Annotated in this window: 10 protein-coding genes; 6 read left to right on the plus strand and 4 right to left on the minus strand. The window is 60.4% G+C overall.

What is annotated here, in order from left to right; all coding sequences use genetic code 11:
- Window positions 1-8: 8 nt before the first annotated feature.
- From EOE18_RS07715 to EOE18_RS07740, 6 genes are all read left to right on the plus strand, one after another.
- On the plus strand, window positions 9-1,304 hold the full coding sequence (locus tag EOE18_RS07715; RefSeq protein ID WP_127707899.1) for an MFS transporter: 1,296 nt from the start codon (window positions 9-11) through the stop codon (window positions 1,302-1,304).
- A 90-nt stretch (window positions 1,305-1,394) separates the two neighbouring features.
- A complete protein-coding gene (locus tag EOE18_RS07720; RefSeq protein WP_127707901.1) occupies window positions 1,395-2,396 on the plus strand; it encodes a DODA-type extradiol aromatic ring-opening family dioxygenase in 1,002 nt (333 codons plus the stop codon).
- Window positions 2,397-2,422: 26 nt separating this feature from the next.
- Window positions 2,423-3,277, plus strand: coding sequence for an HpcH/HpaI aldolase family protein (locus EOE18_RS07725; RefSeq protein WP_246027319.1), 855 nt, complete (start codon window positions 2,423-2,425; stop codon window positions 3,275-3,277).
- 4 nt (window positions 3,278-3,281) lie between these two features.
- The gene (locus EOE18_RS07730; RefSeq protein ID WP_127707903.1) at window positions 3,282-4,841 is read left to right on the plus strand and encodes an acetolactate synthase large subunit; all 1,560 of its coding nucleotides are present in this window, start codon (window positions 3,282-3,284) and stop codon (window positions 4,839-4,841) included.
- Between the two features lie 116 nt (window positions 4,842-4,957).
- Window positions 4,958-5,854 (plus strand): type 2 periplasmic-binding domain-containing protein, encoded by an 897-nt coding sequence (locus EOE18_RS07735; protein WP_127707905.1) that lies wholly within the window; start codon window positions 4,958-4,960, stop codon window positions 5,852-5,854.
- Between the two features lie 213 nt (window positions 5,855-6,067).
- Window positions 6,068-8,341: a TonB-dependent receptor gene (locus EOE18_RS07740; RefSeq protein ID WP_127707907.1), complete on the plus strand. Its 2,274-nt coding sequence runs from the start codon at window positions 6,068-6,070 to the stop codon at window positions 8,339-8,341.
- 165 nt (window positions 8,342-8,506) lie between these two features.
- Here EOE18_RS07740 and EOE18_RS07745 read toward each other — a convergent pair whose 3' ends face one another.
- The 4 genes from EOE18_RS07745 to EOE18_RS07760 all read right to left on the minus strand — a co-directional run bounded on the left by EOE18_RS07745 (window position 8,507) and on the right by EOE18_RS07760 (window position 12,781).
- A complete protein-coding gene (locus EOE18_RS07745; protein WP_127707909.1) occupies window positions 8,507-10,384 on the minus strand; it encodes a TolB family protein in 1,878 nt (625 codons plus the stop codon).
- 170 nt (window positions 10,385-10,554) lie between these two features.
- Window positions 10,555-11,697, minus strand: a complete 1,143-nt coding sequence (locus tag EOE18_RS07750) for a lactonase family protein (RefSeq protein ID WP_164852698.1) — start codon at window positions 11,695-11,697, stop codon at window positions 10,555-10,557.
- Window positions 11,698-11,781: 84 nt separating this feature from the next.
- Complete coding sequence (gene map / locus EOE18_RS07755; protein ID WP_127707913.1) at window positions 11,782-12,576, minus strand: type I methionyl aminopeptidase; 795 nt, start codon at window positions 12,574-12,576, stop codon at window positions 11,782-11,784.
- A gap of 1 nt (window position 12,577) precedes the next feature.
- Window positions 12,578-12,781, minus strand: a complete 204-nt coding sequence (locus tag EOE18_RS07760) for a ParD-like family protein (protein ID WP_127707915.1) — start codon at window positions 12,779-12,781, stop codon at window positions 12,578-12,580.
- Window positions 12,782-12,863 lie beyond the last annotated feature (82 nt).

Genomic DNA, 12,863 nt, shown 5'->3' on the forward strand with positions numbered 1-12,863 from the left:
GGTCCTGCATGGCTACGTCCGCAACATCACCGGCAACGGCAACAATTGAAACGGACGAAGCCACAGGCCTTTCGTCCGGTGCGCGCTGGTTTATCCTGTTCCTGCTGGCTTTGGGTGTGTTGATCTCGTTCATCGACCGCACCAGCATTGGCTCTGCCATTGCCGACAAGGGTTTCGTCAAAGAATTCGGCCTGTCCAATGTCGGGCGGGGCTGGATCAATTCTGCCTTCTTCTGGTCCTATGGCATAGCACAAGTGCCGATGGGCTGGCTGGTGGACCGCTATGGGGTGAAACGCCCCTATGCGATCTTCTTTGGCATGTGGTGCGTCATTTGCGCGGTGACCGGCACGATCACCCTGCTGCCCGTGCTGTTTGGCGCGCGCCTGTTGGTGGGCGTGGCCGAGGCCATCGTCATCCCCGCCTCCTACCGCTGGATCCGCAACAATTTCGATGAAAGCCGCAGTGGGTTGGCGGTGGGCATTTTTGCCATGGGCAACAAATTCGGCCCGGCTATCGGGGCGCCTGCGGCGGCTTGGCTCATCTACAACTATTCGTGGCGCGCGGTGTTCTATGCCATGTGCGCGGTGGGTATCTTGTGGCTCGCCTCCTGGATCATGCTGGTGCGCGATGACCTGCCCAAGCCCGAGGAACGCGCGGCCATTGCGAAGAAGGCTTCGGGCATCACGCTGGGCGGCGCGCTCAAAAGCCCGGTGGTGTGGGGCGGCATGCTCACCAATTTCTGCTATGGCTATTTCACCTTCTACTGCATGACCTGGATGCCCGCCTATCTGGTGGAAAAGCGTGGCCTGTCGCTGGCCAAGTCGGGCGTGTTCACCTTCTTCAGCTTTGCCGGTATCGCCATCATGGCCGCCATCGCAGGCTGGGCGGCAGATTACTTGATTTCCAAGGGCAAGGACCCCGTGCTGGTGCGCAAGGGCTTTGTCATCGCGGGCTTCTTTGGCGGCTGCACCGTTTTGCTGGGCTCGACGGCGGCTGACCTGAACACCGCCCTGTTCTGGAATGTCACCTCGCTCACCCTGCTGGGTTTGGCCACGGCCAACAATCTGGCGCTGTGCCGCCTGACGCTGATCCCCAAGCAGGCGGTTGGCCTTGTCACCGGCATTCAACAGGTGGCGACCAGCCTGGCGGGCGGCGTTTCGGCCAGTCTGTCGGGCTGGCTGCTGGCGGTCAGCGGCAGCTATGACCTGCCGATGAAGGTGATCTTTGTGTTCCTGCTGATTGGTGCGGCGGGCACATGGGTCCTGCTGCGCCCCGAATGGGCCCCCAAACTCAACGAGAGCTGAGGCGCAAAGCCTTTCACCCTTACCACCAATTCGATTGGCGACCCCCGACGCCTTACCTTTACACGTCCGGGAAAGTTGCAAGAGGATAGTATGGCAAAGATCGTTTTCGGAATGGCCGTTCCCCATTCGGGCATGCTGGGGCAAAAGCCCGAAGACTGGCTGAACAATGGCGAACGTGACCGCAAGAACCCCGCCTTGTGGTACAAGGGCCGAACCTGGACCTATCCCGAGTTGGAAGCTGAACGCGGTGCCGCTTTCGCGCCCTTCCTGACGCTGGAGGAACGTACCGAACGCGCTGGCCGTTGCCGCAGCGCGCTGGACAAGATGGCGCAGGCCTATGCCGATGCCAAGGTGGATGTGGCCATCATTCTGGGCAAGGACCAGAAGGAAATCTGGCCCGATCAAAGCCCGTCCATCACCATCTACACCGGCGAGGACGTCCATAACGGCCCGCCTCAGCGCGATGTCTATGCGCCCGATCATCATGTCGTGCACAAGGCCTATCCCGAATTTGCCACCTATCTGATCAATGCCTTCCAGAACTCCGGCTTTGACCTCAACGATCTGCAGGCATGGCCGGAAAACGTGTGGATGGCCCAGCGTCAGGGCTACAAGCCCGATTATCCGGTCGTGCCCCATGCCTATAGCTTCGTCTATCACCAGATCATGGGCGACAATCCCCCGCCCCATGTGCCGGTACTGTTCAACCTGTTCTATCCGCCAACGCAGCCCTCGATGAAACGCTGCATTGAATTTGGCCGCGTGCTGCGGGAAGCGATTGCCGCATGGCCCGAGGATGTGCGCGTGGCGGTGATTGCGTCGGGCGGGTTGACCCATTTCGTCAATGACGAGGAATTCGACCGCGATGTGATGGGCAAGCTGGCCGCCTATGATTACGAAGGTTTGGCCGCCATTCCCGACACTTATTACCAGTCCGGCACGTCGGAAGTGAAGATCTACTCCATCGTGATGATGGCGCTGCAACCCACCGGCGCGCAGATGGAACTGGTCGATTACGTGCCTTGCTGGCGCACCGAAGCGGGCACCGGCGAAGGCATGGGCTTTATGTATTGGCAGGCGCCTGAAGCCTGAAATTCAGACATTTGAGGAAATCTATCATGAGCACCCGCCTCAACGGCATCATCCGCGCCTTTGAATCCGGCAAGCCCGCCTTCACCTGCTTTGCCAAGGCCGACAAGCAGAGCGCCATTGACCTGCAGGACAGCCCCTATGACGGGCTGGTGGTCGAAATGGAGCATAATCCTTTCGACATGAGCGCTTTGGGCGATTTCCTGCAATATCTGCTCAACCGTAAGCAGATTTTCAGCGCCGATAGCGTGGCCCCTGCTGTCACCCCAATCGTCCGCATCCCCGCCAATGGTGGCGAGATGGACCAGTGGCAGGCCAAGCAGGCGCTGGATCGCGGCGTTTACGGCATTGTCACCCCGCATGTGAAGACGGTGGAGCAGGCCTATAATGCGGTTGCCGCCTGCCGCTATGCCCGCCCCAAGAACGCGCCTCTGTATGAACCCAAGGGCGTTCGCGGCGATGGTCCGGCCACGGCGGCGCGCTATTGGGGCGTATCTCAGGCCGAATATTACGCCAAGGCCGATGTCTGGCCGCTGGCGCCGCAGGGCGAATTGCTGGTCGGCCTGATGATCGAAAGCACCGAGGCGATTGAAAACCTTGACGATATGCTGGCCAATGTGCCCGGCATCGGCTTCTGCCTGATCGGAGAGGGCGATCTGTCTCAGGAACTGGGCTATCCTCGCCAGTATGAGCATCCCGAAGTGCTGGGCGCCATGGCCAAGGTGGTGGAGACCTGCAAGAAGCACAATGTGGTGGTGGGCAACCCGCACACCAATGCCAAGAATGTCGAACGTCTGATCGGCGAAGGCTATCGCTTCCTGATGTCCGCCCCCCAGCGCTCCTATGGTGTCATTGGGCAGGCGCGCGAAATGGCGGGGTATTGAGCCCATGACCGGTCCCCAAAACGGCGCGACCACGCTGGTCAACACGCTGGTCGATCATGGCGTGGACATTTGCTTTGCCAATCCCGGCACGTCGGAAATGCATTTTCTGGCCGCTTTGGATAATCCGCGGATGCGCTCGGTACTGTGCCTGTTTGAAGGCGTGGCCACGGGCGCAGCCGATGGCTGGTATCGCATGAAGGAAACGCCAGCCTCGACCTTGCTGCATCTGGGGCCCGGTCTGGCCAATGGCCTTGCCAATATCCACAATGCCAAACGCGCCTCCTCCGGCATGGTCAATATTGTGGGCGAGCATTCGATCTCGCACCTCAAATATAACCCGCCTTTGTCCTCGGACATCGAAGGTCTGGCGCGTCCCCTCAGCCATTGGGTGCGGCGCGCCGACAGCGCCGACACGATCGCCTGGGACGCCAGCCAAGCCGTGCAGGTCGCCAGCGAACATCCGGGCAAAATCTCGACATTGATCCTGCCCGGCGATGTCAGCTGGCGCGCAGTGGAAGCCCCGATTGTGCCCCCCGCTCGCCCCGCCGCCCGCAAGGCGCCGATACAGGCCCGCATCGACCACATCGCCAAAGTGCTGAAGTCCGGCGAACCGGCGATGATCATTCTGGCCAATCGCGCCACGCGGGGCCGTGCGCTGGAACTGGCGGGCAAAGTGGCCAAGGCCACCGGCGCGCGTCTTGGCTCGCAATTTTTCACCGCCCGTATCGAACGCGGCGCAGGCCGCACGCCCATCGAGCGCATTCCCTATGCCGTAGGGCAGGCAACCGCTTTCCTTGACGGTTTCCAGCATCTCATCACCGTGGAAACGGTCGAGCCGGTGGCCTTCTTCTCCTATCCCGACAAGCCCAGCCTGATGAAAAAGGAAGGCACCAGCGTCCATGCGCTGGCCGAGGCGGACGAGAATAGCGAGCTGGCCTTTGAAATGCTGCTCGATGCTTTGGGTGTCGCCCCCGATGCGCCGCAACTGATCCAGCCCGCGTTGGACACGGTGCCGCCCGTCGGTGCCCTCAACCCGATCAGCATTGCCCATGCACTGGCCGTCGCCATCCCCGAGGATGCGATTGTGGTGGACGAAAGCCTGACCACAGGGCGCGAGAGCATGGGGCTTACCATGGGCGCGGCGCGCCATGATCTGATCAACAATATGGGCGGCTCGATCGGCTATTCAACGCCGGTGGCAACGGGCGTAGCCTTGGCCTGCCCCGACCGTCCGGTGATCTGCATGGTGGGCGATGGCTCGGCTATGTACACGATCCAGTCGCTTTGGACGCAGGCGCGTGAGGGGCTGAACATCACCACGGTGATTTTCGCCAACAACAGCTATGCGATCCTCAAGGCCGAATATGCCAATATGGGCGCGGGCACACCGGGGCCTCAGGCGATGGCAATGATCGACATCGGCAATCCGCGCATCGACTGGCTGGCCATGGCCACCAGCATGGGCGTGCCCAGTCTGGCCGTGGAAACCGCCGAGGATTTCACCAAAGCGCTCAGCGATGCTGTGAAGGAACCGGGCCCCAAACTGATCGAAGTCCGCCTCTAAGCCAACTGGGCAGCCTCACAAGGCTGCCCTTCCCTTCTTGGAACCAACCGCGTCATTCGGGCTTTGGCCGAAGGTCTTGTGCTGCCTGAAACGCATACATGCAGGAGAAAGCAGCAATGGCAACTGTAGAGCAAGGTTTGCTGACTTTGCGCACCAATCTGGCCCCCTCGCCCTATACCAAGGCGATCCATGACGGGCGCGTGTCTTCGGACATCGTGAAGCTCGATCTGTGCGGCCCCGATCCGGCACAGGGCGGGTTCAAGGATATGCTCCGTCGCAACATGTATGATTGCGGCGAACTGGCCATCGTCACCTATCTTCAGGCCAAATGCTACAACAAGCCATGGGTGCTGTTGCCCGCACCGGTTTCGGGGCGTTTCCAGCACCATTGCGCGGGCTTTAACCGCGAGTTGGGCCATTTGAACCCCAAGGATATCGAAGGCAAGAAGGTGGGCGTGCGAACCTATGCGCAGACCACCGGCCTGTGGGTGCGCGGCATCCTTAGTCATGAATATGGCGTCGATCTCGACAAGGTGCATTTCTACACCGTGGGTGAAGGCCATCTGGAAGAATATAGCGATCCGGCCAATTGCACCCGCCTGCCCAAGGGCAGCAATATCGGCCAGATGATGCTGGATGGCGAATTGGCCGCAACCTTGCAAGGCGTCGATCTGCCCAAGGATCCGCGCGTCGAACGTCTGGTGCCCGATCCCTTCAACGCGGCCAAGGACTGGTTCGCGCGTGTTGGCGTGGTGCCGATCAACCACATCTTTGTCGTGCATCAGGATCTGACCAAGAACAACCCCGAAGCCGTGCGTGAAATCTATCGCATGATCAAGGAAAGCCGCGAGCTGACCGAAGGCGGCTTGCCCGATCCCTTCCCGCCGATGGGGCTGGAGGCCAATCGCAAGGGGCTGGAACTGGCGGTCGAATGGGCATTTGAACAAAAGATCATCCCGCACAAGCTGAGCGTGGACGAGCTGTTCGATGATGTGACGGCCAATCTGGGCTAAGGCCCGCCGCCCTGTTGCAAGCCATGCAAGCGGCCGGAGCCTGACCCGCTCCGGCCGTTTTCTTATCACCCCGACCGATCTCTTTTCGCCTCTCCTGTAAATGCGAAGGCTTCGCACAAGCTTCTTATCTCCCAAGGCCCGCGCCTTCGTTTAGTTTGGGTTCAGCCAAACAAAAGCGGTCGCCCCCGAGGCCACCACAGGGAGATTTCCATCATGTCCGCGATCAAGGGGCGCCTTGCGCCCAGCCTTATGGCCCTATCGGCCAGTCTCGCTCTCGCCCAACCCGCAATCGCGCAACAGTCCGAGCCAGGCGAAATCATCGTCACCGCGCAAAAGCGTAGCGAGAATGCCCAGAACGTCGCCGTGGCGATCAGCGCGCTGTCGGGCAAGGATATTGCCGCCACTGGCGTGACCAGCACCGAAGACCTGCGCGCGGCCGTTCCCGCGCTCAATGTCACCACGGCGGCGGGCGGCTTTGGCCTGCCGCGTATTCGCGGTGTGGGCGCCACGGGGCAAGGGGCGGGAATCGAAAACCCCGTCGCGGTCTATGTAGACGGGGTCTATTACGGCTCGGCCATTGGTGCGTTGCAATCGCTGTTCGACGTGGATCAGGTCGCCGTCCTAAAAGGCCCGCAAGGTACCTTGTTTGGCCGCAACGCCACCGGCGGTCTTATTCAGGTCAGCACACGCAAACCCACCCATGACACCAAACTTTCCGCCCGCATCGGCTATGGCAATTACCAAAGCTCCAGCGCGGCAGGCTTTTTCTCGACCGGCCTGACCGACACGCTCGCCGTCAGCCTGTCGGGCCAATATGACAAGCGCGCCAAGGGCTTTGGCAAGAATGTCGTAACCGGCCATGATGTGCAAACCGATGAAACCTATGCTATGCGCGGCAAAATCCTGTGGGAGCCGGATGCGGCGACGTCAGTGCTGCTGTCGGGTGATATCTATGGCCGCAATGCCGCCGATCCCGCCTTTGTCACCTTTGGCCTGAACACGGCAGGGCAGAATGTGCCAGCGGTTATCGCGGCCATGGGCGGCAATCCGCAGCGCGACATCTATTCCGACATGGACCCCACCCTGCGCGGGCGGCAATCGGGCGGCAGCCTGACCATTGACCGCAAGCTGGGCTTTGCCAATCTGCGCTCCATCACCGCCTATCGCAAAACCAACCTGCGCACTTTCTTTGACCCCGATGGCACCGCGCAAGCCCGCCTGCGCATCGACAACAACAACCGCGACAAACAATTCACGCAGGAAATCGACCTGATCTCCAGCGGCAATGGCCCACTCAATTGGGTACTGGGCGCATTTTACATGCAGAGCAGTTCCGGCCAATATCCGGGCCGCACCACCGGCCTCACCACCTTTGGCGGCAATGGCTATTCCGATGACACCACGGACATCGGACTGAAATCCTATTCGGCCTTTGCCGATGCCACCTACAAGCTGGACGAGGCGACCAAGATCACCGCAGGCCTGCGCTATACCAGCGACACGCGCGATATCAGCGCCACCCGCGTGACCTATAATGGCGCCACGGGCGTGACCACCACCACCGGCTACACGCCCGAAAGCCGCGATTTCAGCAAGCTGACCTGGCGCCTGTCGGTCGATCACCGCCTCTCGCGCGAAGCGATGGTCTATGCCAGCTATAACCGCGGCTTCCGTTCGGGCACTTTCGTGCCGCAGATTTCCACGCCTTTCAGCGTGCTGGAGCCTGAAGTGGTCGATGCCTATGAATTGGGCCTGAAAACCGACCTGCTGGACCGCAAGCTGCGCTTCAACGTGGCCGGCTATTATTACGACCAATCCGCGGTGCAGGTCATTCAGGTGATCGCGGGCGTCAACAATGTCTATAATGCCCGCCAAGGCGCGCGTATCTATGGTCTGGACGCCGATGTCACTTTCAAGGCGACGGACCATCTGCGCCTGTTCGGCGGGATCAACTGGACCCATGCCCGTTATAAAGCCTTCACCGATGCGATCATCTCGATCCCCTATCCGGTGGCCGCTGGCTTCTCGCCCAGCAGCTACACCTTTGTGAATGCCGCTGGCGCCACCGTGGCCAACACCGGCTGCCTTGGCACTTTCGGCAGCCCCACCGCGCAATTGGGCGGCAATTGCCTGCTGCGCGGCGATGCCAGCGGGGGCAAGCTGCAGAACACGCCCGACTTCACCTTCAGCCTTGGCGGCAATTGGGATGTTCCCACCAGCATCGGCCTGTTCAGCCTGTCGGGCAATTATTACTATAATGGCGGCTTTGTCGCTACCGCAGACCAACGCGTCAAGCAGGCCGCCTATAATACGCTGGACATGGGCCTGACTTGGAAGTCGAACAGCGAGCGCTATTACGCCCGCCTCTGGGGCAAGAACCTCACCAACGCCTTCTATCGCAGCCAGATCAGCGCCACCAACAGCGGCGATAATGGCTATGCCGGTGCGCCGCGCACCTTTGGCGTGACGCTGGGCATGGATTTCTGACCAGACGGATTGCTAACCACCCTGCCATCTGATCATGTGGCAGTCAGCCTTGCCCCTCCATCCCGTGACGGATGGAGGGGTTTTCTTTGGCCATCGCAGCGCGCCATAAAAAAACCGGCATGGGGGAAGGCCATGCCGGGCAGGTCGTGAAAGCTTAAGCCTGGATCAGTGGTTGGGGACAAGGATCGGCATCGAATCCTCCCACTTGCTGTCGGTCAGCATCCGCTTGTTCGATCCATCGGCGTTCATGATGTAGATCTGGCCATATTGCTGGAACGTCATCTCATAAAGCGCGGCCTCGTCACGGAAGCCATGCTGCGATCCGCTCCACATGATCTGGTTGTCATAGCTCCACACCGCATGGCCATCGCTCGATTCATGGGTGGTTACGCGGCGCAGGTTCGAGCCATCGGGGTGGATCGTATAGATGTCGAAATTACCATCGGTCCGCTTGCGGGTAAACACGATCCATCTGCCATTGGGCGACCAACCGGGAAGATTGTCGAATCCTTCCGTCAACACGGTGATCTGGCGCGTGCTCAAGTCCATGATGCGCAGGCCCTTTTCCTTCTCGCTCCACACACGGAACACGATGCGGTTGGGGTTTGCCGGATCGACGCTGGGGAAGCCGGAATGGATGGTGCCATCGGTCAATTGCTCCGCGCCCGTACCATCGCGACGCACGCGCCAGATCGCGGCGGTTTCGGTCGACCTCTCGGTGAACCAATAGCCAAGGCCGAACACGATCCATTGTCCATCACCCGACCAAGAAGGCTGGAAGGCACCGGCGAGGCCGAATTTCACCTTGGCCAAGTCCAGACCATGGCCCGAGGATTCAAACACCTTCTGCTTGCCCGAACCATCGGGGCGCATGATGTAGATCGAGGAATTGCCCAATTGCTTCTCGGTATAGACCAGCCAGCCATCGCGCGACATGATGGGGAACACGTCCATATGCCGGTAATCCCACGCCTTGTCCCAGCCATAGAGCGGCTTAAACATCGGGCGGATGGGCTGGAACGAGACTTTCTCGTAAATCACGCTCTTGCCATCGCGGGTCCAGTTGGGAGAGCGCAGGTTACGCAGCAGAGGCGCGCGGTCCGAGGTATAATGCAGCCCCTCCTGCGGGCCATATTTCACCAGATAGCCGATTTCCTTGTTGCTGAGGAATTGCGGCTGCAGTTTCAGATCATCGCCGTTGGTGTGGATCGTGCGCTCGCCCGTGGCCAGTTCAACCGAGACGATCTGCGAAGGCGCCTTGCCAATGAAATTGGGACGGCGCGCACCCCAGGTCGCCTCCACCGTCATTTCATAAAACACAATATGCCGCCCGTCCGGCGACCATTTGGGCGAACCAAGGCAATAGCCCGGACGCGAGGCGACCTTGGTCAGGCCGGTCCCGTCAGGCCGGATCCTATAGATCGAGAGCTCTTGCGTATGCTCCCAGCCCGCGCCGCCATGGTGCCCCGTCCAGCGCGTGTTGCGATCGGTGGAAAAGGCGATCCATTGCCCATCAGGCGACCATTGCGGGCGGAAATAGCCATCGGGCAACCCGCTTTCCCCATGCACGCTGGGCGTGCCGGTCAATTGCTTGAGCTTACCCGTCGGAATGTCCAGCACCCAGATATTGGCGCGGCCTTCATTGGCGGCTGTGGGATTGCGGGTGGAGACAAAAGCCAGCTTGGTACCATCGGGCGAGAGCACGCCCGCATCATCCATGGCAGGCGTCACCACCAAAGGCTGAAGCCCTGTTCCATCGGGACGGGCGCGGAAAATGTCGCTTTGGCCATCCGCCACGCGCTCTGATGTGAACACCACCCAATCGCCCTTGGGCGAAAGCGCGCCATTATATTCAAATTTGGTATCAGCCAGCAGCTGGCGCTCGTTCGAACCATCCAGATCGGCAATATGCAATTGCGAGATGGAAGGCGCGATACGGTTCATCAGCAGCGTGCCCTTTTTCCCCACGGTGGGCACCGCAGCCTTGGCAGCGCCAGCGGCCAATGAAGCGAGCGAGGCTCCGATAAAATTCCTGCGATCCATCCAGTTTTCTCCGCATGTACCGGATCGAGGGCTTTCAGCCTGACACCGTCCGGTTTTCCTTTAGCGCATGGCACAACAGCGCCACATCAGCGGATATCTTCGCTGTTGTGGCGCTGTTGCAAAATCAAACCTACGCCAAGGGCCATTCAAAGCCCGTTCTGTGGTCCAACCTATCGCCCGCGCGAAAAAACCTGCACGGGCAAGGTCACGCTCACCTTGTTCGGCGTGGCAGAGAGCAGGCCGGTCTTGGGATCACGCGCCAAGACATTGACACTATCGCTGCCCCGATTGGCGACCAGCACCCAACGCCCGCTGGCATGGAGGGTGAAATGCCAAGGCATCACCCCGCCCGACGAAACCCGCTGCACCATTTTGGCCGCGCCTGTCGTGCCATTCAAGGCAAAGACCACCAGCGTGTTGTCGCCACGGTTTCCGGTATAAAGGAAACGCCCGTCTCGGCTGATCGCGATTTCCGAGGCGCTTTTATCGCCCGTATAGCCCGCCGCATCGGTGCTCTGGCTATCGACCAGCGCCAATTGCCCCTTGGCCGCATCCCAGCGATAGGTCAGCAGGCTGGCCGTCAATTCGGTCAGCACATAGAGATATTGGCCCGAGGGCGACCACGCCATATGGCGCGGCCCCGAACCGGCGGGCAACACCGCATGATGGGGCGAGGCCAGATCGAGCGCGCCCAGCTTTCCAGTCTGGCGATCAAACGGCACCACCCAGACACGGTCCGCGCCCAGATCGGTCACCAAAGCCCAATGGCCATCGGGCGAGACCGAAACGCCATGGGCATGCGAGCTACCCTGACGTTTATGCGGGCCCGATCCGGTGAATTTGACGGTGGATGTCGGCGCGCCCACCGTGCCATCGCGCTTGACCGGCAAAGTGACCAGCGAACCGGCGCCATAATTGGCCGCCAGAATGGTGTTCGAGGCTTTATCGAACCACAGATGGGTGGTGCCAGCCCCCCCCACCCGTTGATCGGACAAAAGAGTCAGGGCGCCGGTCGCTGCATTGATGCCAAAGGCCTTCACCCCGCCTGAAGGTTCCTGATCGGCGGGCGGATCTTCGTTGAAATAGACGATCGGCAGGCGGGGATGGGCCAAGGCCCATGTCGAGCGGCGGCTATCGGCCACCGACCCGACCAGATTGAGCGAACCATCGACAGGGTTGAAACGGGCCGCCTGAATGGTGGTACCATGCTGGCCGATATAGATGACCTCTGACGCAGGTTTGGCCAGAACCGGAGCCGCTATCCCCAAGGCAACAAGGGCACCCGACACGCAAAAGGCCCGACGCGCAATCATCTCCATTCTCCCGTACATCCTTTTCCGGCGGCGACATTAGCGGGAGACGAAGAGGAAGCGCTATTCAAATCATGCCAAAGCTGCTCATACTTGTGCTTGCGCCCCACCTTGCCGCACACGATGGGCTTCGTCGCGGCGCAGGGTCAAAACCTCCACCCCTTCCCTGGTGACCGCCACGGTATGTTCAAACTGGGCGGACAATTTGCCGTCGCTGGTCACCACGGTCCAGCCATCGCGCAAGGTTCGCGTCTGGCGTTTGCCCTGATTGAGCATGGGCTCGATGGTGAACACCATCCCCTCGCGCAGCAAGATGCCCGTGCCGGGGCGACCGAAATTGAGCACCTGAGGTTCTTCATGCATTTGGCGCCCGATACCATGGCCGCAATATTCATGCACCACGCTGTGGCCGTGCTGGCGGGCATAGCTTTCAATCGCGTGGCCAATGTCGCCCATCCGCCCGCCGGGCCTGACCTGCCGGATGCCCTGCCACATGGCCTCCTGCGCCGCGCGCACCAGTTTCTGGGCGGCATGGGGCACTGCGCCCACCTGATAGGTCTTGCTGGAATCGGCGATAAAGCCGTTCTTTTCCAGCGTAATGTCCAGATTGATAATGTCACCCTTGCGGATCACCACCGCATCGCTGGGCACGCCATGGCACACCACCTGATTGATCGAGCAGTTCAGGACATAGGCAAAGCCATATTGCCCCTTGCTGGCCGGACGGGCGTTCAGATCCTGCGTGATAAAGCGCTCGACCAGATCATTGACCTGCATCGTGGTCCTGTCCGCCAGGTCCTGCCCATCCAGCATTTCGAACACACTGGCCAATAGGCGCCCCGATTGGCGCATCAGGTCGATTTCGGCGGGGGATTTGATCATGTCAGGCAGCCACCGCCGGTATATGCACTTGCGCCTGCGCCAATTGCGCCTTGACGATATCATTGAAGGACAGGGTCGGATTGGCCTCTGCCAGCATACCGACCTTCATCCAGAATTCGGCCTGCGCATTGATCGAGCGGCACATCACCGTGCTGGCGCGGCGGATGTCTTCATGCAGTTGCTCGTCAATTTTCACAATGCCCATGGGGGAACCTTTATACCTCGATATGCAATTCGTATATGAAACGTATATTCACTTTGTCAACCGGCCTAACCATCTAGCGGAC

Origin of the sequence: Novosphingobium umbonatum (genome assembly GCF_004005905.1) — a bacterium.
Classification (GTDB): Bacteria; Pseudomonadota; Alphaproteobacteria; order Sphingomonadales; family Sphingomonadaceae; genus Novosphingobium; species Novosphingobium umbonatum.

Bases quoted from the DNA above. Each gene is read 5' to 3' on its own strand.
- EOE18_RS07725 (WP_246027319.1), top strand. From the start codon at position 2,423: ATGAGCACCCGCCTCAACGGCATCATCCGCGCCTTTGAATCCGGCAAG.
- EOE18_RS07730 (WP_127707903.1), top strand. From the start codon at position 3,282: ATGACCGGTCCCCAAAACGGCGCGACCACGCTGGTCAACACGCTGGTC.
- EOE18_RS07760 (WP_127707915.1), bottom strand. From the start codon at position 12,781: ATGGGCATTGTGAAAATTGACGAGCAACTGCATGAAGACATCCGCCGC.
- EOE18_RS07745 (WP_127707909.1), bottom strand. From the start codon at position 10,384: ATGGATCGCAGGAATTTTATCGGAGCCTCGCTCGCTTCATTGGCCGCT.
- EOE18_RS07740 (WP_127707907.1), top strand. From the start codon at position 6,068: ATGTCCGCGATCAAGGGGCGCCTTGCGCCCAGCCTTATGGCCCTATCG.
- EOE18_RS07720 (WP_127707901.1), top strand. From the start codon at position 1,395: ATGGCAAAGATCGTTTTCGGAATGGCCGTTCCCCATTCGGGCATGCTG.
- map (WP_127707913.1), bottom strand. From the start codon at position 12,576: ATGATCAAATCCCCCGCCGAAATCGACCTGATGCGCCAATCGGGGCGC.
- EOE18_RS07750 (WP_164852698.1), bottom strand. From the start codon at position 11,697: ATGATTGCGCGTCGGGCCTTTTGCGTGTCGGGTGCCCTTGTTGCCTTG.
- EOE18_RS07735 (WP_127707905.1), top strand. From the start codon at position 4,958: ATGGCAACTGTAGAGCAAGGTTTGCTGACTTTGCGCACCAATCTGGCC.
- EOE18_RS07715 (WP_127707899.1), top strand. From the start codon at position 9: ATGGCTACGTCCGCAACATCACCGGCAACGGCAACAATTGAAACGGAC.